Below are 24,521 nucleotides of genomic sequence, written 5' to 3'. Positions count from 1 at the left end.
ATTTCCTGTTTTTATAAGTATACCCTTATAAAAAAAGAACTAATATTAGTTAAAGTTTACCAGTTCTACGGTATTTACTTCGCCTTCAGTAAGATGTATGCGTTGCATAATCCCTCCACCTGTTTTATTAGTTATTTTCGTATCGACTTTTTGATCCCATATCATAAAAGCGATAATATAATATTCTCCGTCCGGAAGGTCTGTAAACTCGAATTCTCCTTTCTCATTACAAGTAGTTTTGATTGTCTGATGATATGCCTCTGGATCTGGAATAAATCTGGGTACACCATCTTCAAGATATACAACACCAGAGTCTTTGTTATTATAGATTTTTAAAAGACGTTCCTCTGTATATCGACTAAAAGGCATTAGTTCTATGCGAAACTGATCCCCAAAATGAATCTTTTCATTTCTGGATTTAAATTTTGCAATACCTTTTATAGAGGCAGCTCCTTTAGTAGAAAACCAGGAAACTTCTTTATCTTCAAAACTATGGATAACAGGAATAGGTGTGTTGTTATTATTAGTTTTTACATAGGTTTCTATAATGGTTTGATCTACATCTAATGATGGAATTCTTTCTATACCTGTTTGAGTTAAAGTGTCATTTTTGATAGCAATCGTAAACTCAAATTTATTATTCTCCCATGCTCGTGCACTGCAATATTCCAGAAATTCTACATATTTATTTCCGTTTAGAACATATTTCCCTCCACCAGATGAAAATTTGGGAACACTATCTTTTCCCTTTTTTAAATCGTGTTGAAAGAATGAAAAATGGGATGTGTTGATAATTTTTATTCCTTCTATAGTATTCGTATATTTAGTAATGGTCGTATCAGTATTGATGATTTTTTTAGCTGAAATTAATTTCCAGGTGCCTATTATTTTAGAATGTAAGGGTGTTGATATGATAGTTTCATCCTTTTTACCTTCCTGATCTGATTTAGTATTTTGCGCACAGCTCAATATTAAAAAAATGATCGGTAGAATTAATAGTTTGTAATACATATGTATAGATATATAAATTTTCTGTTAGTCGTCTTTAGTTTATTGATATCACAATTAAGAAATTTTATCATATAAATTGATTAAAGGTATATGTATAAGTGTAGCAATAAAACAAAATGTTACGTTGTTGCCGTGCTATCCATTGTAATTTTATACGCTATTATAATCCTAGTAAAGGTAAATGTTTAATGTGATGATAGGTTAATGCAGATAAGATACATTTTTTTAATTCAGCAGTAGGTATCTCGTCATCCATTTGAAAAATGATAGCTCGATTCCCTTCAAAGGAGAACGTGTCTTTATAAACAGTTTTAAAGGTAGGAATTAATTTGCTTGTACATTTAAAATAGATAGCATATTGATTGGGCTTTTCGGATTTCCAATCAATTCGTATAGTACTTCCTTTCTTAACTAAATAGCTGGGTTCGCCCCATTTTAGGGTTTCTTCAATGACATGTATTCCTTTTTCTTCGTTAGCTGTTTCTAAAATAAGAGTTCTGAGGCGTACTATTTTAATTCTTACCGTACTAGGATACTTTTTGAAAACGGATTCAACACTTGGATGTGTATATACCTCTAGATTATTCATTAATGCTAATGTTCTTTAAATCTATGTGGGTTGATTTATAATTTGAATTACTAATATATTAAAAAAATAATTTGTTAATATTTTAAATGATGTGATTTTAAAATACTTTATACGCCGCCTATGCGTTTTATTAAATGCTTTATAATTAAATTAGTAGACTAAAATATATTCACATCTATTGAATTTTCTTTTTTTAAATCTAGTGTATATTCAGACAACCCCTGAGCCAGTGATTCCGGGTTTTTTTGGAATCGCTTTAGTTATAGGTGTCGTTTCTATTTGTGCATATTACGTTGCAAAATATCTGGAGACCATATATGTAAAGTTTTATCATAAACCTTTTTTTGTTCACTTCTATCCGGTGCTCAAAACAATGCCTCACCATCTACAGCCATTTTTGGAGACAAATGTTTTGTACAATCGATTGGATACACGAGAAAAAAAATATTTTAAACATCGTATAGTCAAATGTATAGACTCCATAACTTTTGTAGGTAGGGAAGGATTGATAATTGATGATGATAAACGCATGCAGGTCGCTATGATGGTGGTGCAACTTACCTTTGGGATGCGTAACTATTTACTACATTATGTAGATACTGTTATTTTATATCCTACTTCTTATTATTCGATACTTAACAAGACCAAAAATAATGGCGAATTCAACCCAAGATCAAAGGTACTTGCTTTCTCCTGGGAACATTTTAAGCAAGGAAATTTACATCAGAATGATGGTGTGAATCTCGGGATACACGAGGTTACGCACGCTATTCATTATGAGTCTCTCAAAAGTCATCATATTAGCTTTGAGATTTTTCATGATACTTTTTTAGAATTAGAACAATATTTATCTTCTGTAACAATAAGAAACAAAATTGTATCTACAAAAATACTTAGAGATTATGCGTATACAGATAAATTCGAATTTATTGCAGTGTTAGTAGAGGTATTCATGGAGTCACCAGAAAAATTAAAACAACAATTCCCTAAAATATATGCATATGTAGTAAAGATGTTAAATTTTAGATATTTTGAATGATACGTAATCTATAACTGTTTATATTTATACTATTAAATAATTTTAACAAAAAAGTAAAATGGAAGAAATAAGACAAGTCACTCCTATGGTCAATTCGCTTACGGATGAGAAGAGAGTTGCTTTTTATAAAAAAACATATACACATCTGGCGATGGCAGTATTATTATTCGTCATTGTAGAATGGATCTTCTTTCAGATAGAACCTCTTGTAAACTTTGCCTTTTCGATGGCACAGGGATGGAGCTGGATGTTGATGCTGGGTGGTTTTATGCTAGCAACAAGTTATGCAGAAAAAATGGCACATAAGAGCCATGATTTAAAGCAACAATATTTAGGTCTGCTTCTATATGTAGTAGCAGAAGCTTTTATTTTTATACCTATGATCGGGTATGCGATGATCGTAGCAGGAAATGGTGGAGGTGATATTTTAAGTCAGGCTGCCATATTAACATTGGCATTGTTTACCGGATTATCTGGGGTAGTTCTACTGACTAAAAAAGATTTTTCATTTCTTAAATCAGCATTAACTATCGGATTTTTTATTGCACTTGGTTTAATTGTAGCTGGATTAATTTTTGGTTTTAATCTTGGATTATGGTTTAGTGCAGGTATGGTAATACTAGCATCGGGATCCATCTTATATCAAACGTCAAATATGGTTCACAAATACTCTGAAGATCAATATGTAGGAGCATCCCTAGGATTATTTGCATCCTTAATGTTATTATTCTGGTATATCCTTAGTATACTGTCTAACGATTAATTTTAGATAAAAGAAATGATAAACTCATAAGCCAAACAATCTCTGTTTGGCTTTGTGCTTTAAGCTTATTTTTGTTTACTTACTATGGAAGATAGAATTGTTTTAGCATGAACTCTGGAGTTCTCAATGAACCAAATATGGGTATCCATACCACCACAAATGACACCAGCCAGGTATAAATTACGAACATTAGTTTCCATTGTATCCTTATTATAGTGTGGATGTAGTTTTTTATCATCAGATAACTGAATACCTATATTTCTGAGAAATTCAAAATTAGGTTGATACCCCGTTAGAGCTAATACAAAATCATTTTCTAATGTAATTTCCCCTTGTGGTGTATTGATTATAAGTGTATCGCTCTTGATTTCTTTTAATGTACTATCATAAAAAGCTTTAATACTACCTTCTTTAATTCTATTTTCTATATCAGGTCTTACCCAGTATTTTACGCGTTTTCCTATTTCTGGTGCTCTAATAATTATAGTAACATCAGCTCCTTTTCTATAACATTCTAATGCTGCATCTACTGCAGAATTGCTTGCACCTACAACAGCCAGCTTTTGTTTTGCAAAAAAATGAGGGTTATTATAGTAATGAGAAACCTTAGGTAAATCTTCTCCCGGAATATTAATCATCTTCGGGATATCATAAAATCCTGTAGCTACAATCACAAATGTAGCTGTGTATTTTTGTTTTTCTGTTTCAATATAAAACAGTTCTTCGTGTTTCTTTACACTTGTTACTGTTTCAAAAAGATGAATGTTCAGATCATTGGTAGTAACAATTCTTCGGTAGTATTCTAATGCTTCATTTCTTTTAGGCTTTGCCTCAATACTAATAAACGGGATGTTATCTATTTCCAATTTTTCTGAGGAAGAGAAAAACTGCATGTTTTGTGGATAATTATACAGTGAATTGGTAATAGGACCTTTTTCTATTATCAGATATTCGATGCCTTGCTTTTTAGCTTCCAGACCGCAAGCGATCCCAATAGGTCCACCACCAATAATGACCAGTTCTATCTGTTTCATTATCCTATAAGATCTTTTAGTCCTTGTATTGTCTGGATTGGATCATTACTTTTAAAAACGTAACTCCCGGCAACTAAGACATCTGCTCCGGCATCAATTAATTGCTTAGCATTTTTATCAGTGACTCCTCCATCAATCTCAATACGCGTATCCGCATTGTTGCGAATAATAATCTCTTTTAATTTTTGAACTTTCTTATACGTATTTTCAATAAAAGATTGTCCACCAAAACCAGGATTTACACTCATGATACAGACTAAATCAATGTCATGTATGGTGTCTTCCAGCAGATCTACGTTAGTATGAGGATTAATTGCTACGCCGGCTTTCATTCCTTCTGCTTTAATCGCTTGTAATGTTCTGTGAAGATGTGTACATGCTTCATAATGAACAGTAAGGATATTGCTTCCTAAATCTGCAAAAGTTTTAATATAACGATCAGGGTTAATTATCATTAAATGGACATCAATTGTTTTTTTAGCGTACTTTACAATATCTCTTAAAACTGGCATGCCAAAAGATATATTGGGGACAAATACTCCATCCATAATATCTATATGAAACCAATCAGCATTACTGTTATTGATCATTTCTACATCACGCTGCAGATTAGCAAAGTCTGCTGCAAGTACGGAAGGGGCAATTAAATTTGAAGCCATAAAAATTTTGTTGTTTATAACAAAAATACTATTTAAGTTTTAATTGAAATCATAAACTACGAAGTCTTCATAAATTTATCTACCAGATATAAAATCTTTCTAAAATTATCAGGATCAGAAGATTTTTCATTTTTTAAGAATACATCTAAATCACGGTATTCATTTTTTTTACTAATAACAGAAAATGAAGATTGGTATTGTGTAAATAGACAACTCGTTATTTTACGATCAAAAAATTTGATAACGTTGTAGTGTCTGGAATCAGACTGTATTTTTTTAAACAAGTTTTGTAGCTGTTCTTTTTCGCCTTCCAGAACTTGAAAAAAATTACCATCAGAATACATCAAAATCCCTGTAATCCCTAGGCTGCTATTAGTCCTCTTTACAAATTCAAATAGTTCTTTCATCTCAGAATTTTTGAGTAATGGAGCAACGGTACTTACATAGCCTATTGTCTGTAGCATACTTGTATTATATAAAATTAATTCAATATAATTCTTACTGATTTTAAATTTATTTCACTTTGAAATGTATAAGGACTTTTTGATTAAGATACTTTTAATTTCTTGTTAGTGCAATAGATTGTTTTATAAATGAAAAACCTCCGGTAATCAGCCGGAGGTCATTCATCAATCAAAAAACGAACAGTTATGTTATAAACTGTTTGTAATTGTAATTTAGGAAATTAAATAATTATCCTAAATATGTTTTTAATATTTTACTACGAGAGGTGTGTTTTAATCTGCGAATTGCTTTTTCTTTAATCTGGCGAACACGTTCTCTTGTTAAATCAAATGTTTCTCCTATTTCCTCTAATGTCATAGGGTGTTGGTCTCCAAGACCAAAATATAAGCGAATCACATCTGCTTCTCTAGGTGTTAATGTTTCTAAAGCACGCTCTATCTCTGTACGCAAAGATTCGTGTAATAATGATCTGTCAGGATTAGGTGATTCTCCAGAGTTTAGTACATCATATAGGTTAGAATCTTCACCTTCTACTAAGGGAGCATCCATACTTACGTGACGTCCTGAGTTTTTCATCGACTCTTTGACATCATTGATTGTCATATCTAACTCTTTAGCAATTTCTTCTGCACTTGGTGGGCGCTCATGAGATTGCTCTAAAAAAGCATATGTTTTATTGATCTTATTAATAGAACCAATTTTATTTAATGGTAAACGTACAATACGAGATTGTTCTGCTAACGCTTGTAAGATCGATTGACGAATCCACCATACCGCATATGATATAAATTTAAAACCTCTGGTTTCATCAAAACGTTTAGCAGCTTTAATTAGACCAAGATTACCTTCGTTAATCAAATCTGGTAAAGTGAGTCCTTGATTTTGGTATTGCTTTGCAACAGATACTACGAATCTAAGGTTTGCTTTTGTTAATTTTTCGAGGGCTCTTTCATCTCCAGCCTTGATACGCTGTGCTAATTCTACTTCCTCATCGGCAGTAATCAGATCTACTTTTCCAATTTCCTGCAAATACTTATCCAGCGATGCAGTTTCACGATTCGTTACCTGCTTCGTAATCTTAAGTTGTCTCATCTGTTATCCTCGAAATTTAATATAGTGAATGTTTTAGGGCTTGTATTCTAACTATTATACGTGGTATGTTACTAAAATGTTACAAAAAAGTAGTTTTATTTTTTCGTTTTTCATTAATTATCCACTACTTTTCTGATAATTAGTCGAGTAGAACTTCTATTAATTACAAATTATTTAAACAACAGGTTGTCTTTTTTTAGGATTGTATGTATGCTCTATTAGTTTTTAGGTGTAAAACTTTTTTCAAATGTTTTAAGATGAATCAATATATGTTTATCTATTATAGTAGTATTCTCGCTTGATAACATATCCTCCGGCAATCGTTTTGGTTGATGTCACGGGGTACTTATTTTCATTGTATTCAAAGATAGTTTTTTCTTTATCGCGTTCACTATAGATTTTGTTATGATAAGAGATTCCTCTTATTTTATTGTAAGCATCTGGAAACAGTAAACTAAAAGGGTTTTTCATATCATCGTATAGAAAACGATTATATATTTCGGAATCTACGATTATTGCGCTTACATTTCCCTTTGTATCGTATTCATAACGAATGTCATTATAGGGATGATATACACGCACCAATTGTGAATTGTTATTATATTCATAGAAAATTTTAGAATCAGTTACGGTATCAAATGATTGGGTAATCAGTTCTTCATCATATGAATAAAAGCTACTAGATTGACCATGAGATTCTGTAGTCAATATTAACTCAGTCAACTGATCGTTTTCATTATATAAATATTTGTTAGAGAAATTGCTTGCAGTAAATAATCTAAGATATCCGTTCAATCCATAAGTGTATTCTACAGTCCCTTCAGAAAAAATTTCTGTTCCCATGGTGATTTGCTCATAAACTTTAATTAATTGTAAGGGTGCTTCATCTGGGTTGCTATCATCGTTAGAGCAGGATGTTAAAAGTCCTAATATAATAGTTGATACAATCAACAGTATATTTTTCATAATATAAAGTGTTCGTTATGTATTTGTGTTTCGCTTTTGGATATCTTAATCACATATTATTGCATGTAAAACAATCTTGATAATTTGATCATTCTGCTCATCAGTATTAGCAATGTTGACAAAAATTATTTCAGGGTTTTTAGTATTCGTATAGCCCACTTTAGAAAGCATATTAATTTGTTGCATAGCATCTTGTAAAGTAGTGTAAAATGATACTTGAGTTTCTGTATTGTCATTGTATTCCTGAAATGATAGAATACAATCGGTGTATTCTTCAAAAATGAAGTTTGATGTGTTTTCACTTTCAGGCGTGTGACACGCTGTAAATTCCAGATAATCACAATCATTCTCAATATCACACTCTTTAGTAATAATATAGTTTTGTTCTAAATGTTCTATTTGTATAGAGGTCTCTGATAGAATAGTCGCTTGCCAGTTAAAATTCCAATCTTCTGCAACTTCAGAATCCCCCTCAACACGGATATTAATATATAACTGTTGTTCTATATATAATGGAATCCAGGATATTCTAAACGCATCACCGGGTGTAAATAAGATACCTGTACCATCTATATAGAAATCAATTACTGAAGTAGCGTATTGCATATCTTCTGTTAATGATTCTATTTTCCAGATACAATTTTTTTCTTCTAGCAGGTGTATACAATATCCAATGAGTTGCTCTTCTATACAGGCTTCAATTGCCTCCTTAAGTTCCAGGTTATTATTAATATTAATGACTTCACCATGTATAGTCTCGCCAGAGATAGGATAACTTAAGCCTACAGCATCTTCCTTATTCATTTCTGAAAGAAGTATTATGAACTCCTGATCGTTATAAACGATAACGCTATCGGTAATCTGGTCATTGTCATCATATAGGTATACATTAAATGGGTAGACAAAAGTAAGACAGACTACTTCAGACTCTTTGGACTTTGAGTTAGTAATAGCTTTTAGATCTGAAAATAATGGAGAATCGACATCAATTTTTTCCGTTAAAAGTTCAAAAGGTTCATTTTGGCATGATACCATTAGCAAAAGACTACTTAAGATTATGAATAAATTATTTCTCATCGGACAAGATTTTACATGTTATTTTCATTCTATAGACGAGAGATGTTTGAATGGTTACGTTATATAGGGAAGAAAATAGCTAATACGAGTCTGTTTTTATTTTAAGCTTGTATAATTTGAAATTTTTTTCGCTAGTTCAAATTATAAAATCTAGCATAACTTTTGCTACAGATTAATTCCCCTAATGAAGAAATAGTAGAAGCAGTATTAAAAGGATTAGTCTGAATCAATGGTAGAATTATTGCAACTCCATCCCCAGAGCATATTATAATCATACTGTAATTCATTAATTTATGTATCCAGATTTTATATGCGTGTGAGGATAACGATGGTTTATCGTGATTAGATATTATAAACTCATAGAAATGGTAGTCCCTTCAATTTTTTTTTGGTAATTAAAGAGGTATCAAATCAAATAGTTGGAATTTTAGTAAGATGCAGTGATATTCTAAAATGTATATAAAAGTCCAAATTGCGTATTTAAATAAAATACTGGATGTGTTAGATCGTCACCTAGATCCATTATTTGATGTTTAAATAATGTATCTAAGTTGAGATGAATTTTTTTAGCCAACTTATATTCAAAATTGAGACCTATATGTAAACTAACATTAGTATCCCGAATATTAGGGTTAGATGCGCTACCAATTGTTTCTGAAGAGTTATTTAATATGATTGTATTTTGACCTATAAACTGATATTGAAATCCTGCTATAACAGAAGTGTTAATTTTTTTCTCTAAGAACCGATAAGTAAAATCTAATGGCACTTCATACACGTCTATTTTTTGAGTAATGTCTATAAGTTCAGAATCTGCTGGTCTGGAAAAAGAAAAGAAAGGTATACCTGTAATCTTATCACTAGGAATATCACTCATTTTACTAAGCCATTGTATTTTGTTGAATCCTATTCTTATAGCATATTTATCATTATTGGAAATTTTTAATAAAGCACCGTAGCCAAAACTAAACCTTGTCTTTTCATCATAACTTTCTAGTTGATCACTGATAAATGAATTAGTGTTTTGTAAAAAAGGTTTAGTGATAATTGCGACAGGACCAAAACTAACCCCACCAGAAAATAGTTGATTTTCCGGATTTATTTTTTCAATATCTTCTTTTTGGTCTGGTATTGAATTTTTTAATACCGTTAATTCATTTTTGTTTTCTTCTCCTTCTCCTTCTCTTTCTTCACTGGTTGTATCTGACAAAGAATCCTTGGTGTAGTCTAAAGAAGCACTGGAGTCTTCAAAACTATGTTTTCTAGGTGTGTCAGAATATGAATTGTTAGAATCCGTGGTGTGATTCTTTTTCATGGATGGATTATCGACTATAGCCGTGTTTTTGTCATTTTTAAAAGTTGCAACACCGAGGTCGCTTTCAGACGAGTTGGGAGTCTGGTTTATTTTATTTGAGTATTTATTAACAGTTAAGTTATTGCTTTTATTGCTTTTTTCAGAAAGTGATTTACTTGTTTTTGACGTAGGTTTTGATACGTTTTTCAGTATGTTAGCTTGGCTTTTGTTGTCTTGTGTCGCAGGGTTGTCAGCCGTAGGTATTAGATGCTCTATGTCTGTTATTTGTGTTTGTAAAGAATCGGTTTGATTGGTTAGTGAATTATGATTAGTTACCTCTATAGTATCAGATTTTTCAGTAGTTGTATCACTGAATTCTTTTTCGAAATTATTCGTTGTTATTTTAGAAGGGGTTTTAGGATTCGTTATAAAATAGTGGTACGTCAAGATACCAGATACTCCCAGTGATAAGAATAATAGGATTCCGGAAAAGACAAGCCAATAGGATGTTTTAGTTGATTTTTCCTTGTCTAATTCTAATTCAATAGTCTCCCAGGTGGTATCTGGTGCTCTTTTGAATCCATCAAAGCTCTCTTTAAATACTTTTCCTATGTCTTTTTTCTTAGCCATTAGATACTGTTATTTTTTTTCGCCCTTTATTTATGGATTCTATTTTTGCTTTTAATGTAGCTTTTGCTCGATGGAGATTTGCTTTGGAGGCTCCTTCAGATATTTTTAATAAACTACTTATTTCTTTATGAGAATAATCATCTAATTCATATAAACTAAAAACAAGCCTGTATTTTGTGGGAAGTTCATGTATGAGTTGAAGTAATTCGTCTAATGAAAAATGGAAATCAAACTCATTTATTTTTGTTTCTGTGTCTTCAATTAATTCTTCATTAACCTGAATATTTGTAAACGATTTTTTTCTATATCTATCAATTGCATTGTTAATAGTTATTCTTTTCATCCAACCTTCAAAAGAGCCTTTGGATTTATATTGATTAATTCTTTTGAAAATAGTAACAAATGATTCCTGTAGTATATCTTCTGCTTCTTCTGTATTGCTACAATATTTTAAGCATAAAGCGAAAAGAATATCTTTATATTGATAAAAAAGTTCGCTCTGTGCTTTCCGATTATTTTTTTTGCACTCTTTTATTAGTCTGTCGATCAATGTCTTTTTCTAATGGGTATAGTAATATAATGTTTTTATTTCATCGTTTTCTAAGTATGTATGAACATGTAAACTTGTATATTTATAAGTAGACTGTACTTAACTCATATATTAGACTGGATTTTAGAAAAAGGTTACGTGAAAAAATAATTTTTTTTATGGCTATATATTTTATATCATAAAGAAGTCATGTGCTATGGGATATTAAAAACGCCTTCAGTTTTCCTGAAGGCGTTGTTAATATATAATTTAGATCAAAAAGGGCATTTCCTGAATAATACCTTTTGGTTTATTAGAATGTTATATAAGTTACTTAATAACAAAAAGATCTGATGCATTACCAATTTTTAACACATACGTTCCGGTAACCAGATTAGTAACATTAAGTTTTGCTGAAGTAGTTAAGATTTTAGTCTCTAACACTTTTCTTCCTGTCAAATCAAACCCTTGTATTAATCCAATTTGTTTATTTGATGTTATAGAAAGAAAACCATCACTAACAGGTACAGGGAAAATAGAAATGCCTAAATCTGAAAAGGTCGCATCTTCCACACTTAGTGCTTCACAATTTGCATCTCCATAGATTGCTACTTCTTCGTAACTATTCCATCCACTTCCTTCAGAGTTTCCATATCCTGCAATTCTTATGTAACGAGTTTTTGGAGTATTAGCTAAAGCAAATTCTTCAAACGCTTCTGTGCTTAATTGAGTGCTTGTTGCATATCCAGTAGTAGCATTATAAGACGCTCCTAATTGACTTGTTTGATCAGTAAAATTAATTCCATCTATAGAAGTTAGTACTTTGAAGTTAGATGTTCTCTCATCTCCCTTATGAAAGAAAATATTCACACTGGTAATGATATGTTCACATCCCAAGTCATAGGTTAGATATGCTGAACCGTCAGAAGAGTTACCGGACCATCTGGTTTCTGGATCCTCATCTATTGTGTTACTAGGTGGAAATAAGCTTTCGTCTTGAGAACCTACAGCGGTTACACTATTTATAGTGATGGCTTCAGGGTTATTAGGATCAAAAATTCCATCTTCCTGAACAACATTAATTGTTGTACTTAGAGTTCCTCCGTTTTCTGTAATAGTTATTGTAGCCGTTCTTTCTAAACCTGTACTATTTCTAGTAGCAGTTACATTAATAGTTTCATTATCAACTCCAGTGGATGGGTTTACCGTTAACCAACCAGCATCATCAGAAATAGTCCAATTTACATCAGAATTAATAATGAACGAAGCATTACCTCCAATTGCTTCAAGCGTAATATCAGATACTGAAGCTCTCAAAAAAGAAATCTGTGAAGCAAGAAAACCAACCTGAACACCAACATCGTTAGTAGTGTACGGTAGTTTTGATCCCATAGCTCCAAATTCTTCTGCACCAGCATCATAAGCTGAGGTTCTGCCTCCTCCTAAGATATCTTCTGTTAAAAAAGAATACGTTCCTAATCCTGCGTCGATAGCAGCACTTCCTGAAGCAAGTCTATAGAATTCTGCATCGCTATCTAATAAACCAGAGGAGATAGTTTGGTTTCCATTTGTCCCATTAGTTAAGTCCCATGATCCGTTTTGAGTAAGATTGCCTTCATAAAAAGAGGTTCCTGTAGGTGCGGTTTGTTCATCAACAGCATTTTCACTAGTATTGATTAAGATGTTATTAGCAATAATTAGATTTTCTGGAGCTAATGATAAATCTCCACCTACATTTGTACCTACTCGTAATCCATAATCACAATTTACAAATGTATTATTAACAATCGTAGCATTTTTTACCTGATAATATCCATTAAGGGCAGATCCAGGTCTTCCGTTAGATACATTAATTCCTCCAGCTGTTTTAGTGGTACCCCCATTATTAGGTTTTTGAGAATTAACACCTTCAATATAGTTGTTATATACTTTATGACCTTCTCCAATCACTCTTATAGCTCCCGAAAATAAATTGTTATCCGCAAAAAAATAGTTATTATATACTTCGCAATCATCTCCGTGCCTTAAGGTTAAAGATCCCTGATAATCTCTAAAAGTATTATTATAATATTTGTTTTCTCCACTTTTATTTGAAATGATCTCTACTTCACCAGACCAGTTATTAAAAAGATTTTCGTAAACCTCTGTATTAGAAGGGTGTAGTGATGTACTGCTATTACCTATTCTTATTGCATCTTGATCATTTTCTAAATTTACTTCACCTAAAACAGGTATTCTATCCGCAAAATAATTGTGATGGATCCTCGTATAATCAGGTTCTGCAAATTCAGTAGATGTTTCATTTCTATTATCATTTATAATACTTCCAACACCATACTTTCCTATAAATGAACTATAACTGATTTCATTATGTTGACCATAAACGATGATCCATTTAAAAACATCTAATAGCTGATCTTCAGTTCCGTTATAAGTATCAATTTTGATATTAGTTACAATACAGTTATCACATTCATTATTGCTGGAAGTTCTGAATTCTATCACAGGATCCAAAGTGTCACCGTTATCAGTCAAATTCATTGGATTTTGGAACACAACCCCTTCAAAAATAATATAGGAACCGCTCATACGTACGTGCGAATTACCTTCAAAGAAAACGCTACCAGGGGTTTCAGCTTTGATCGTTATAGGAGCAGAAGCAGTTCCTGTCTTGCTAATATTTATGATGGTGTTAGTCCAGATGCCATCTGCTAATATTATTGTTGTTCCTGCGGTGGCGTTGGATATGGCCGTTTGCAGTTCTGAATCCGTGCTAACTGTGGTTTGTGCATGCGAAAAGGATACACAAAAACATAAGATAGTAATTATTAAAAGAGTAGTTTTTCTAATCATAATATAAGTTTTTCTTTAGTAAATTTGGATAACAAAATTGGTCAACCAATTTTGTTTGGCATGCAAATATAGTACGCAATGATTAGAAAAGTGATTTAATTTCTCATTTTTGAGGATTTAGTATTTTTATAAATAGGATACTTACATATTGTTAATTTTTTCTGTTAATTATTCTTAATATTTTAGTTCATTTATTTATGCAGCATGCGTTGATCATCACGTTTCTCCATTTTAGAATTGTTTTTATATAAGTTTGGGTATTGAATATGAGCTAAATAACTTATTTAATTAATAGGATTCTCTAAGTCACTATAGTTATGAGTAACAAATAGTTCCAAGCTATTCAGACTTAGGAATTAGTATGTCAGGTTTTTTTTTGATTCTTTGTCTCTTGAGTTGAGATTGTTCAATTCTTTTGATTTTAATGTTGCCTACTATGAATGCTTTTTCTAGTGATCACGAATATGATCATAAAAAAACGCCTTCATAAAATGAAGACGTTTTTACTATAAAATAGAGAAGATTTTATTTTTCTCTTCTGTCTGGTCTGGGTTTTCTATCACCTCTTGGTTTATCATCTTTAGATCGATCCCCTTCTGGTCTAGGAGGTCTAGGTAATAAAGCTTTTCTGGAAACTTTTTCTTTGCGAGTTCTGGAATCAATTCCAAAATATTTTACATCAAAAACATCTCCCATATTGACAACATCACTTACGTTCTCTGTGCGTTCCCAAGCTAGTTCGGATACGTGTAATAATACTTCGTTGCCAGGAGCATCCATATATTCTACTACTGCACCAAAATCTAACATTTTTACAACCTTCACTTCGTAAACACTGTTGACCACAGGTTTGAAGGTAATAGAATCGATTTTAGCAAGTACAGCATCAATACCTTCCTGATCTGTTCCTAAAATCTCTACTAATCCTTCTTCAGTTACGGGATCTTCATTGATTACAATCGTGCATCCGGTAGCTTTTTGTAATTCTTGAATTACTTTTCCGCCAGGACCGATAAGAGCACCAATATACTCTCCAGGAATGGTTCTTGTTACCATTTTTGGAGCATGTGCTTTAACTTCATTGTTAGGCTGAGGAATTGTATCAGTTAATTTTTCAAGAATATGTAAACGTCCGTCACGGGCTTGTTTCAATGCGTTTACAAGTATCTCATAGCTTAAACCTTTTACTTTAATATCCATTTGACAGGCGGTGATTCCGTCCGCCGTTCCGGTTACTTTAAAATCCATATCACCTAAGTGATCTTCATCACCCAAGATGTCAGATAAAACAGCATATTTACCAGAATCAGCATCAGAAATTAATCCCATTGCGATACCAGAAACTGGTTTTTTCATTTTTACACCAGCATCCATTAATGCCATAGTTCCTGAACATACTGTTGCCATAGAGGAAGAACCATTAGATTCTAAAACCTCAGAAACGATACGTACAGTATAAGGGCAATCTTCTGGGATCATTCCTTTAAGAGCACGTTGCGCTAAGTTACCGTGTCCTACTTCTCTACGAGAGGTACCTCTAATCGGTCTTGCCTCTCCTGTACAGAAAGGAGGGAAGTTATAATGAAGGTAAAAAGTCTCTTCGCCTTCATAAGATGGCATATCAATTTTGTTAGCTTCTCTTGATGTCCCAAGTGTAACGGTAGCCAATGCTTGAGTCTCACCACGTGTAAAAATAGAAGAGCCATGTACAGAAGGTAAGTAATCTACTTCACACCAGATTGGTCTAATATCTGTAGTTTTTCTTCCATCCAGACGTAATCCTTCATTTAATGTAAGATTACGAACGGCCGCTTTCTCCGCTTGGCTGTAATATTTAGAAATTAAACCACCAAAATCTTCTAATTCTTCTTCAGAAAAAGTAGCTTTAATTTCTTCCTTTATTTCAGAAAAGGCAGCGCCTCTTTCATGTTTAGATGATCCTTGTTTTGCTACTGCATACACTTTATCGTATGCCATTTCATGAATTTTTTTAGCTAAATCTTCATCAGCTCTTTCCGGTTCATATTCGCGAACTTCCTTCTTTCCAAAAGCTTCTGCTAATCTTAATTGTGCTGCGCATTGTACTTTGATAGCTTCATGTGCAAACTTAATTGCTTCTGTCATTTCTTCTTCAGAAATTTCATCCATTTCACCTTCTACCATCATTACAGAGTCTGCAGAAGCACCAATCATCATATCAATATCAGATTCTTCTAATTGTGCTCTTGTAGGATTGATAATGAATTCACCATTAACGCGACCTACACGTGCTTCTGAAATTGCACACTCAAAAGGAAAATCGGATAATTGAATAGCCGCAGATGCAGCTAGTCCTGCCATCGCATCAGGCATTACATTTTCATCATGAGACATTAATTGAATCATTACCTGTGTTTCCGAATGGTAATCTTTTGGAAATAATGGACGTAATACACGATCCACCAGACGCATAGTTAATACTTCTCCATCACTTGGTCTTGCTTCTCTTTTGAAGAATCCACCCGGATATCTTCCTGAAGCTGCAAATTTTTCACGGTAATCAACCGTTAATGGAAGAAAATCTACATCACTTTGTCTGTAATTAGAGACTACGGTACATAATAACATACATTTTCCTGACTGAACAACAACAGAACCATGTGCCTGTTTTGCTAATTTTCCGGTTTCGATAGAAATTTCTCTACCATCACCAAGGTCAATGACCTCTCTATAAACTTTTGGAATCATATTTTTTTGATTCTAATTTATAATGGCTGCTAGTGACAGTCCATATAAATTATATTAAACATTGGTTTCCCGTCTTACTCGGACGGACAAGGTTGTGTTGTTGTAGTAGTTGTCGACCAATGAAAAACTCTAAGGCATTCATTTTAACTCTTTCTGAATTAAAACGTTTTTTGTACTTTAAAACTTAATACAAAGAAAATTTATTTCTCATTATATCTAATCTAAAGCTTGTTATGTAGTGTTCCTCTTTAATAGAAAAACATAAAATGATTCTAATAAAAAAGGAGAGGCATAACCTCTCCTTTTTTAATTATTTTCTTAATCCTAATTCTTTTACGATTGCACGATATCTTAAAATATCTTTTTTAGTAAGGTAATCTAATAAATTTCTACGCTTACCTACTAGTTTTACTAAAGAGCGTTCTGTGTTATAATCTTTACGATTATTTTTTAAATGTTCTGTCAGATGCGTAATTCTGTGCGTAAACAGTGCAATTTGACCTTCTGCAGAACCGGTGTCTGTTTTTGATTTACCGTGTTTTGCAAAGATTTCTTCTTTAACTTCATTTGTTAAATACATTCCAATATTATTTTTAATGATTTTTATGTATTGATAGCATTTTGCTATCAGCGTGCAAATATAATGTTTTTTTAATAGATGAGAGGTTAGATTGCCTAAATTAATATTGTGTGTTAATGCACAATATTAATGCATAATCTACATAAATATGATGCTTTTTTTCATAATTACTGATGAAATATTCTTTTTTTGTTGTTAATAATTCAAGTATATTGGCAAACTATTTAATTTTTTTTTAACACAAAAAAACAAACTCAACATGATTAAAAATGTAATTTTTGGACTGATGTGCTTTATGGGTATATCGGTCTTTGCACAAAGTTCAGGTGAGGAACCTGTATCACGAAACTGCGGTGCAATGGACAATTTAGAATATCGTAAGAATGCGAATCCTAAGCTGAACGAGAGAATGGAAGCCATAGAAAAGCATTACGCAGCTAGAGTGCTCCAGGGTATAAAATCAGTCGATGGAGACATAATCACGATTCCGGTTGTAGTGCATATTATTTATAGCAATAACAATGAAAACATTAGTGATGCACAAATTCAATCTCAGATTGATGTGCTTAATGAAGATTTTAGACGTACTAATCCTGATCAGGATAATGTATGGAGTCAGGCAGATGATTCACAAATTGAATTTTGTTTAGCAAGTGTGGATCCCAATGGAAATACAACTGATGGTATAACGAGAACTGCAAGTAACAGAACTAGTTGGGGGACGAATGATGCTATTAAAAGTGCTTCTAACGGAGGGGTAAATGCTTGGGATACTTCTCAATACCTTAATATGTGGATTGGAAATATTGGTGGTGGAATATTAGGATACGCTCAATTTCCTGGTGGTAATGCTTCAACCGATGGTTTAGTCATGTCACCTCAATATTTTGGTAGTAGTGCAAAGGGATCGGGTTTTTACCTTTCCGCACCTTTCGATTTAGGAAGAACCACTACACATGAGGTAGGACATTTTTTGAACCTACGTCACATCTGGGGTGATGGCGGTTGTGGAGTTGATGATCTGGTAAGTGATACTCCCTTGGCTGGTGATTCAAACGGTGGCTGTTCTGTTGGATCAACTTCTTGTGGTTCTGTAGATATGGTACAGAATTACATGGATTATACAGATGATGACTGTATGAATTTATTTACAGAAGGTCAAGTGGAGAGAATGCGAGCTGTATTAGAAGCTGGTGGAAGCAGAAGAAGCTTAGCACTTTCTACTAAGTGTCAGGGAGGAACTACTAATCCACCGTCTGTAGGATGTACAAGTACTATTTCTAACTTTCCATACGCTGAAAGTTTTGAAACTGGTTTAGGTGCCTGGAGTAATGAGGAAGATACAGATGATATCGACTGGACAAGAGATGCTAGTGGAACCCCTTCTAGTAATACAGGACCATCAAGTGGATCAAATGGAGATTATTATATGTATGTAGAAGCATCTGGAAATGGTAGTGGGTATCCAAACAAAAATGCCATATTGAACTCACCTTGTTTTGATCTAAGTGGAGTTTCTAGTGCGACTTTTGGATTTGAATATCATATGAACGGTAGTGCTATTGGAGTATTAAGCGTACAGGCGAGAACAGATAATGAAGGAGCTTGGTCAACATTGTTTTCTATATCCGGAACGCAGGGTACTGATTGGAATGCTGAAAGTATAAATTTATCATCTTATGTTGGTGAGTCAAGTGTGCAATTACGATTTAATACGACTACAGGATCAAGCTGGCAAGGTGATGTAGCTATTGATGGAGTAGTACTTAGTTCTGAAAATGATCCAGGACCTCCTACAGGAACCTGTACGGATATAGAAGTTAACTTTACTTTTGATAATTATCCTGAAGAAACATCTTTTGCAATCACAAACACATCTGGTAACATAGTTGCTTCTGGAGGAACTTATGGTAGTCAAGCGGATGGTTCTTCATTAACGATAACTGAATGTCTTGATGCTGGTTGTTATAACTTTACAATTACCGATGCTTATGGGGACGGTATTTGCTGTGGTTATGGAAATGGAGCCTATAGTATTTCTGCTAATGGAATTGTATTGATTTCTGGAGGTCAATTTGGATCTAGCGAAACTACAGAATTCTGTGTTGGAGAAGGAGTAAGGTCTATTCCAGTAATAAGAACTGTAAATGAAGCAGATAGATATGTGCCTATGGTCTTAGCGCCTAACCCTACAAATTCTGGTATCGTTAATATTACGGGTGTATCTTTAGATACAGCGTATCACATTTATAATGTATATGGACAAAAAGTATTGGATGGTACTATGGTAAGTAATTCTGTAGATGTTTCTACTCTTTCTGTAGGTGTTTATATGATTAAGATAGCAAATGGAAAAGAAATTAAAACGCTTCCATTTGTTGTTGAAAAATAAAAATATTAGTATTAAAATCTAATACAAATTATAATGAAAAAGGTGTTTGAGCAATCAAACACCTTTTTTTATTGGGTATATATTAATAAAATCTTATCGGAAGCTTTTATATGAATTTAGTCACTAATGAAGCGCTTTCTTTTTATATAAAGCTAACAGCTTTGTCGTTATACAGATGCCTCTTGTAGTTTTCTGTTTAGAATCAAATTCAAATATAGATTTAACTTCTGTTTTAATTCTTGTCTTGGTGTAATAAAATCCAAAAACCCGTGTTCTTTAAGAAATTCAGCGGTTTGGAATCCTTCAGGGAGTTCTTTTCCTGTAGTGTCTCTAACCACTCGTGGTCCTGCAAACCCAATTAATGCTCCTGGCTCCCCTACATTAATATCTCCTAGCATCGCAAAGGATGCAGTAGTTCCTCCAGTAGTAGGATCCGTACATAATGAAATGTAAGGAATTCCAGCATCGGCTAGCTGCGCAAGCTTGGCAGAAGTTTTAGCCAATTGCATTAAAGATAAAGCAGCTTCCATCATACGAGCACCTCCTGATTTAGAAATGATCATAAAAGGAATTTTGTGTTTTAGTGAATAGTCTGCCGCTCTGGCAATTTTTTCTCCTACCACACTTCCCATAGAACCTCCAATAAATGAGAAATCCATGCACGCAATGACAAGATCATGGCCATCGGATTTCCCTACTGCTGTTCGCACAGCATCTTTTAATTTTGTCTTTTCTTGAGCGTCTTTTAATCGATCGGTATATTTTTTCTTATCCTCAAATTTAAGAGGATCCTTAGAAGTTAAGTTAGGATCGAGTTCTTTGAATTTATTATTGTCAAAGAGAATTTCGAAATATTCTTTACTGCCAATTCTTACGTGATATCCATCTTCAGGACTTACATAAAAATTTTTTTCTAATTGTTCTGCATCAATAATTTTTCCTGTAGGGGACTTATACCATAATCCCTTTGGTACATCTTTTTTGTCTTCTGTAGCAGTTTGTATACCTTTTTGTGTTCTCTTAAACCAAGCCATAAATCTAGTGTATTAAAAAAGCTGAAACTCATAAAATTTTGAGTTTCAGCTTAGTTGTATCAGTTATAACGTATTGACATTATTTAAATCTTCAAAAGCCTTTTTTAAACGATTTTTAAAAGTGATTTCTCCTTCTCTTAACCATTTTCTAGGGTCGTAATATTTTTTATTAGGTTCTTCTGGACCATCAGGATTACCTATTTGTGCACTTAAGTAATCAATTTTACTTGTCATATAATCCCGAATACCTTCTGCAAATGCATATTGAAGATCCGTATCAATATTCATTTTAATAACTCCATATCCAATAGCTTCTCTTATTTCCTCAACAGTAGAACCGCTTCCTCCGTGAAAAACAAAATCAATATAGTTGTGTTCTACACCAAATTTATTAGAAATAAATTCTTGAGAATTTTTAAGAATTTTTGGTGTTAATTTTACATTTCCTGGTTTGTAAACTCCGTGTACATTACCAAAAGCTGCAGCAACAGTGAATTTGTCACTTACTTTTATTAGCTCCTCATAGGCATAAGCGACTTCTTCTGGTTGTGTATATAACTTAGAGTCGTCAACATCAGTATTGTCAACACCATCTTCTTCTCCACCAGTAATACCAAGTTCTATCTCTAATGTCATCCCCATCTTACTCATACGGGCTAAGTATTCTTTGCAGATTTCAATGTTTTCTTCAATAGACTCCTCTGATAAATCAATCATATGAGAACTATACAAAGGTTTTCCTGTTTCTTTATAAAATTGCTCTCCGGCATCTAATAGTCCGTCGATCCACGGGAGTAATTTTTTAGCGCAATGATCCGTATGTAAAATAACGGGTACACCATAGGCTTCTGCCATTAAATGTACATGTTTAGCTCCTGAGATACCGCCGGCTATAGCAGATTTTTGATGTTCATTAGAAAGCCCTTTTCCTGCGTTAAATTGGGCCCCGCCATTAGAAAACTGAATAATTACCGGAGAGTTTAACTCAGCCGCAGTTTCTAAAACAGCATTAATAGTGTTGGTTCCAATTACATTAACGGCGGGTAAAGCATATCCTTTTGCTTTAGCATGGTTAAAAATAGCTTGAACCTCATCTCCTGTAGCAACTCCTGGTTTAATGTTGTGTGTCATAATTTGCTTTTAGTTAATAAGCTTACAAAAATAGTAAATTTATACGGAAAAGGATTTCATAATTAACTTGAAAACAAGTGTACTCTTTTTAAAAAGGATAGTTTATCTGTATATTTGGAACTGCTTTAGAAAAATTATAGCCTTTAAACCATCTTTGGTCTTCATCATTAGCAGGATTGAATGTCTTAAATCCTAAATCAAAACGTATTACAAAAAAATCAAAGTCATATCTAAAACCAATTCCTGTACCGACAGCAAGCTCCTGAAGGTCTCCCCATCCAGAGAATACTGCGTTCTCTTCTTCTACATTATCCAGAACATTCCAGATGTTTCCCGCGTCTATAAAAAATGCCCCATTTAAGGATCCCAGAATATTATATCTGTATTCTGCACTCAAGGCGATTTTCATGTTAGCTTCATTAAATTCATTTTTACTACCACTACTTCCAGGTCCTAAATCATAAGGATTCCAGGCACGATTATCATTAGGGCCACCACCAAAAAAACTTCGGGCAAAAGGAATATTATTAGCGTTGCCATACGGGATTGCTATACCTCCAAAGGCTCTTACAGCTATTACACTTTTTTGACCTAAATCCCAATGTTTGATATAGTCTATTTCTGTTTTTACATATTGAGAAAATTCTACTCCAAATAATTCAAAACGTTCATTAGAGTTTTGTTTTAGTCCTGCTAAATTAGAAATTGTACTTAATACATTTCCTGCAAGCTCTACTCTAAATTTGAATATTGAAAAATCTTCATCATAGATATTTTCTCTATTGTTTTTTGTATATGTATAATTAGAGGTGAAAATTAAGTTGTCTTGCGTAAGTCTTTCTTTTCTTTCATTAATATCATCGATTTCGTCTATATCATCTGATGTTAAATCTGCATCTGGATTCTCACCTAAAGATCGTTGAATAAATGCGTTTGCACCTTCTGGAATAATTAAGTTACCAGAATCTGGATTAAGAAGCGCAGAGTCACTATCTAAAACATCTGTCGCTATATCATTTAGTAACGAATAAGAATTAGAATAGATATTAAAATAATTTGCGGTATTTAGATTTCGCACATATTGTACATTAATTAAATCTAAATCATTAAGTAATTTTGTTGAAGGTTTCCAGGAATAGTTAAATATCCCGGATACGTTTTGTTTATCAAGACCCACATTTTGTTGACTGCTAAGACCCACAATAAGGTTTGTAGTTGGTGACATGTATTTAGGTATAATACTACTTATGTCCAAAGGGAAAATAATTTTTGGAAATGATAGCTTAAGATCTAATCCAATTTCAGTAATATCAAAAAAGGCATCTTCAGAATCATCCCGATCTCTAGAGGAACCAATGTTTCCACTTGCAGAAACTTCAAAAATTTCTGCACCTTTAAAAACGTTTCGGATTAGAAAAGATCCTCCAAACCCTAGTCCAAAAGCCTGAATATTAGAGGTAGATACATCAAAATCCGCATTGGCACTATATTTTTTTCGAGGAGTAAGTAATACGCTGGCAATTAAATCTGTTCCTTCAGGATCGTTAGGGTCAACTTCATATCTAATGTTAGGATACTTAAAAGTTCTCAGGTTGCTAATCTGATTATAGGTGCGCGTTTTGTCACGATCTCTAAAAACTTCACCAGGCGCAATTAATACAGAATTCGTAATTGCTTTACGCGTATATTTTCGTTTGTCATAACTATAGATATTATATCCTTTATAAAAAACACTATCATTTGGCGTTTTATTTCTATTCGCATAAGAGTAATCAGTAAAAACATTTACTTTACTAATGTTATGAATCTGAAAAGGGATTTTTTTAGTAATATCTTGTTCAGTAATCCGTCTATTGCTAATTAATAAATTTAAATTAACTTTTTTATCTGTATTTACGGTGTCAGCATCAAATTTGATAAATTCTTTTTCAAAATGATATAGGCCTGAGTTTCTGTAAAGTGAAGAAATTCTTTCTCTTTCTGCTTCCAGATCTAATGTTCTGTATTGATTTCCTGATATTATTTTTGATTCCTTGAGATGGACTCTATAAATGGAGTCAGCAACGGTTGATTCTATTTTAGTGTTAAGAGAATCTATAAAATAAGGTTTGTGTGGTTCTATGTAATATGCTACGGTTGCTTTTTGATTTTTTTCTTGGATAATTTTATAATCAGCCTCTACATTGAACCAACCATTATTCCAGTAGTATGACTCTAGTCTTTTTTCTGATCTTTTTGCTTTTGTACTGTCTACAATTACCGGAGGTTCACCAGTACTTTTAAGCCAATTATTGAATCCAGTATAACCTACCCCTAGTCTGTCTACTTGTTTTTTGGACAAAAAATTAATCATTTTCTGTTCTCTGTTGGGCTTATTTTGTAACCAGTTTTGATAAGAGCTATCAGGATTTTCTTTGGCAAGATTATAAATATGTAGTCGTAGGGGGGTTCTTAGCAGTGGTAATCTCGCATTTTCTGTTTGATATAGTTGATTTTTCAACTTGATATCACTGTTTTTAACACTGTCAACAAAAATTTCATTTGCTTCCAGTAAGAATTCATCTTCCGGAACTCTTTTAACCGTGCTACACGAAATTAAAAAGCTTGTAGTTATTATAACAAATACTATTTTTGCAAAAAAGTGTTTCAATACGGA

At 32.9% G+C, this 24,521-nt stretch carries 19 protein-coding genes; 3 read left to right on the top strand and 16 right to left on the bottom strand.

The window, feature by feature from the left end; all coding sequences use genetic code 11:
• Window positions 1-45: 45 nt before the first annotated feature.
• Together ABD816_RS02630 and ABD816_RS02625 are read right to left on the bottom strand one after the other, a co-directional pair.
• Window positions 46-1,011 carry a peptidase associated/transthyretin-like domain-containing protein gene (locus ABD816_RS02630; protein ID WP_344924467.1) on the bottom strand — a complete coding sequence of 322 codons (966 nt, stop codon included), beginning with the start codon at window positions 1,009-1,011 and terminating at the stop codon, window positions 46-48.
• A 160-nt stretch (window positions 1,012-1,171) separates the two neighbouring features.
• Complete coding sequence (locus ABD816_RS02625) at window positions 1,172-1,600, bottom strand: DUF1801 domain-containing protein (RefSeq protein ID WP_344924465.1); 429 nt, start codon at window positions 1,598-1,600, stop codon at window positions 1,172-1,174.
• A gap of 178 nt (window positions 1,601-1,778) precedes the next feature.
• On the opposite strand from ABD816_RS02625, the gene ABD816_RS02620 reads away from it, so the two are divergent.
• Window positions 1,779-2,639, top strand: coding sequence for a zinc-dependent peptidase (locus tag ABD816_RS02620; RefSeq protein ID WP_344924463.1), 861 nt, complete (start codon window positions 1,779-1,781; stop codon window positions 2,637-2,639).
• A gap of 58 nt (window positions 2,640-2,697) precedes the next feature.
• Window positions 2,698-3,402 (top strand): Bax inhibitor-1/YccA family protein, encoded by a 705-nt coding sequence (locus tag ABD816_RS02615; RefSeq protein WP_344924461.1) that lies wholly within the window; start codon window positions 2,698-2,700, stop codon window positions 3,400-3,402.
• 65 nt (window positions 3,403-3,467) lie between these two features.
• On the opposite strand, the gene ABD816_RS02610 is transcribed toward ABD816_RS02615, so the two are convergent.
• The 11 genes from ABD816_RS02610 to rpsO form a co-directional block, all read right to left on the bottom strand.
• Window positions 3,468-4,436 (bottom strand): YpdA family putative bacillithiol disulfide reductase, encoded by a 969-nt coding sequence (locus tag ABD816_RS02610; RefSeq protein WP_344924459.1) that lies wholly within the window; start codon window positions 4,434-4,436, stop codon window positions 3,468-3,470.
• Window positions 4,436-5,095 carry a ribulose-phosphate 3-epimerase gene (rpe, locus tag ABD816_RS02605; protein WP_344924458.1) on the bottom strand — a complete coding sequence of 220 codons (660 nt, stop codon included), beginning with the start codon at window positions 5,093-5,095 and terminating at the stop codon, window positions 4,436-4,438. Before rpe ends, ABD816_RS02610 begins: the two co-directional genes overlap by 1 nt.
• A gap of 56 nt (window positions 5,096-5,151) precedes the next feature.
• Window positions 5,152-5,559, bottom strand: a complete 408-nt coding sequence (locus tag ABD816_RS02600) for a BLUF domain-containing protein (protein ID WP_344924456.1) — start codon at window positions 5,557-5,559, stop codon at window positions 5,152-5,154.
• A gap of 229 nt (window positions 5,560-5,788) precedes the next feature.
• On the bottom strand, window positions 5,789-6,652 hold the full coding sequence (locus ABD816_RS02595) for a sigma-70 family RNA polymerase sigma factor (RefSeq protein ID WP_027395748.1): 864 nt from the start codon (window positions 6,650-6,652) through the stop codon (window positions 5,789-5,791).
• 273 nt (window positions 6,653-6,925) lie between these two features.
• Window positions 6,926-7,618: a hypothetical protein gene (locus ABD816_RS02590; protein ID WP_344924454.1), complete on the bottom strand. Its 693-nt coding sequence runs from the start codon at window positions 7,616-7,618 to the stop codon at window positions 6,926-6,928.
• A 45-nt stretch (window positions 7,619-7,663) separates the two neighbouring features.
• Complete coding sequence (locus tag ABD816_RS02585; protein ID WP_344924452.1) at window positions 7,664-8,695, bottom strand: hypothetical protein; 1,032 nt, start codon at window positions 8,693-8,695, stop codon at window positions 7,664-7,666.
• 448 nt (window positions 8,696-9,143) lie between these two features.
• Window positions 9,144-10,619 (bottom strand): hypothetical protein, encoded by a 1,476-nt coding sequence (locus ABD816_RS02580; protein WP_344924449.1) that lies wholly within the window; start codon window positions 10,617-10,619, stop codon window positions 9,144-9,146.
• On the bottom strand, window positions 10,612-11,169 hold the full coding sequence (locus ABD816_RS02575) for an RNA polymerase sigma factor (RefSeq protein WP_344924447.1): 558 nt from the start codon (window positions 11,167-11,169) through the stop codon (window positions 10,612-10,614). Before ABD816_RS02575 ends, ABD816_RS02580 begins: the two co-directional genes overlap by 8 nt.
• Window positions 11,170-11,478: 309 nt before the next feature.
• Complete coding sequence (locus tag ABD816_RS02570) at window positions 11,479-14,001, bottom strand: chondroitinase-B domain-containing protein (RefSeq protein WP_344924446.1); 2,523 nt, start codon at window positions 13,999-14,001, stop codon at window positions 11,479-11,481.
• 525 nt (window positions 14,002-14,526) lie between these two features.
• The gene (locus tag ABD816_RS02565) at window positions 14,527-16,728 is read right to left on the bottom strand and encodes a polyribonucleotide nucleotidyltransferase (RefSeq protein WP_344924444.1); all 2,202 of its coding nucleotides are present in this window, start codon (window positions 16,726-16,728) and stop codon (window positions 14,527-14,529) included.
• 310 nt (window positions 16,729-17,038) lie between these two features.
• The gene (gene rpsO, locus ABD816_RS02560; RefSeq protein WP_344924442.1) at window positions 17,039-17,308 is read right to left on the bottom strand and encodes a 30S ribosomal protein S15; all 270 of its coding nucleotides are present in this window, start codon (window positions 17,306-17,308) and stop codon (window positions 17,039-17,041) included.
• A gap of 259 nt (window positions 17,309-17,567) precedes the next feature.
• Here rpsO and ABD816_RS02555 point away from each other — a divergent pair, with 259 nt between their 5' ends.
• A complete protein-coding gene (locus ABD816_RS02555) occupies window positions 17,568-19,700 on the top strand; it encodes a M43 family zinc metalloprotease (RefSeq protein ID WP_344924440.1) in 2,133 nt (710 codons plus the stop codon).
• 167 nt (window positions 19,701-19,867) lie between these two features.
• Here ABD816_RS02555 and accD read toward each other — a convergent pair whose 3' ends face one another.
• The 3 genes from accD to tamL all read right to left on the bottom strand — a co-directional run bounded on the left by accD (window position 19,868) and on the right by tamL (window position 24,515).
• On the bottom strand, window positions 19,868-20,734 hold the full coding sequence (gene accD, locus ABD816_RS02550; RefSeq protein ID WP_344924438.1) for an acetyl-CoA carboxylase, carboxyltransferase subunit beta: 867 nt from the start codon (window positions 20,732-20,734) through the stop codon (window positions 19,868-19,870).
• A gap of 63 nt (window positions 20,735-20,797) precedes the next feature.
• The gene (gene fbaA, locus ABD816_RS02545; protein WP_344924436.1) at window positions 20,798-21,865 is read right to left on the bottom strand and encodes a class II fructose-bisphosphate aldolase; all 1,068 of its coding nucleotides are present in this window, start codon (window positions 21,863-21,865) and stop codon (window positions 20,798-20,800) included.
• Between the two features lie 88 nt (window positions 21,866-21,953).
• Entirely contained in the window at window positions 21,954-24,515 is a 2,562-nt protein-coding gene (gene tamL / locus ABD816_RS02540; RefSeq protein ID WP_344924434.1) for a translocation and assembly module lipoprotein TamL, read from the bottom strand.
• Window positions 24,516-24,521 lie beyond the last annotated feature (6 nt).

Origin of the sequence: Aquimarina addita, assembly GCF_039539305.1 — a bacterium.
In the GTDB taxonomy this organism is placed as follows: domain Bacteria; phylum Bacteroidota; class Bacteroidia; order Flavobacteriales; family Flavobacteriaceae; genus Aquimarina; species Aquimarina addita.
The sequence above is the reverse complement of the archived record's forward strand: the minus strand, read 5'-3'. Positions and strand labels throughout refer to the sequence as shown.

What these genes read in the sequence shown, in the direction of transcription:
- ABD816_RS02595 (WP_027395748.1), bottom strand. Translation starts at nt 6,652, where the DNA reads ATGAGACAACTTAAGATTACGAAGCAGGTAACGAATCGTGAAACTGCA.
- ABD816_RS02630 (WP_344924467.1), bottom strand. Translation starts at nt 1,011, where the DNA reads ATGTATTACAAACTATTAATTCTACCGATCATTTTTTTAATATTGAGC.
- ABD816_RS02615 (WP_344924461.1), top strand. Translation starts at nt 2,698, where the DNA reads ATGGAAGAAATAAGACAAGTCACTCCTATGGTCAATTCGCTTACGGAT.
- fbaA (WP_344924436.1), bottom strand. Translation starts at nt 21,865, where the DNA reads ATGACACACAACATTAAACCAGGAGTTGCTACAGGAGATGAGGTTCAA.
- ABD816_RS02555 (WP_344924440.1), top strand. Translation starts at nt 17,568, where the DNA reads ATGATTAAAAATGTAATTTTTGGACTGATGTGCTTTATGGGTATATCG.
- ABD816_RS02590 (WP_344924454.1), bottom strand. Translation starts at nt 7,618, where the DNA reads ATGAAAAATATACTGTTGATTGTATCAACTATTATATTAGGACTTTTA.
- ABD816_RS02565 (WP_344924444.1), bottom strand. Translation starts at nt 16,728, where the DNA reads ATGATTCCAAAAGTTTATAGAGAGGTCATTGACCTTGGTGATGGTAGA.
- ABD816_RS02600 (WP_344924456.1), bottom strand. Translation starts at nt 5,559, where the DNA reads ATGCTACAGACAATAGGCTATGTAAGTACCGTTGCTCCATTACTCAAA.
- ABD816_RS02570 (WP_344924446.1), bottom strand. Translation starts at nt 14,001, where the DNA reads ATGATTAGAAAAACTACTCTTTTAATAATTACTATCTTATGTTTTTGT.
- rpsO (WP_344924442.1), bottom strand. Translation starts at nt 17,308, where the DNA reads ATGTATTTAACAAATGAAGTTAAAGAAGAAATCTTTGCAAAACACGGT.
- ABD816_RS02610 (WP_344924459.1), bottom strand. Translation starts at nt 4,436, where the DNA reads ATGAAACAGATAGAACTGGTCATTATTGGTGGTGGACCTATTGGGATC.
- ABD816_RS02625 (WP_344924465.1), bottom strand. Translation starts at nt 1,600, where the DNA reads ATGAATAATCTAGAGGTATATACACATCCAAGTGTTGAATCCGTTTTC.
- ABD816_RS02580 (WP_344924449.1), bottom strand. Translation starts at nt 10,619, where the DNA reads ATGGCTAAGAAAAAAGACATAGGAAAAGTATTTAAAGAGAGCTTTGAT.
- ABD816_RS02585 (WP_344924452.1), bottom strand. Translation starts at nt 8,695, where the DNA reads ATGAGAAATAATTTATTCATAATCTTAAGTAGTCTTTTGCTAATGGTA.
- accD (WP_344924438.1), bottom strand. Translation starts at nt 20,734, where the DNA reads ATGGCTTGGTTTAAGAGAACACAAAAAGGTATACAAACTGCTACAGAA.
- rpe (WP_344924458.1), bottom strand. Translation starts at nt 5,095, where the DNA reads ATGGCTTCAAATTTAATTGCCCCTTCCGTACTTGCAGCAGACTTTGCT.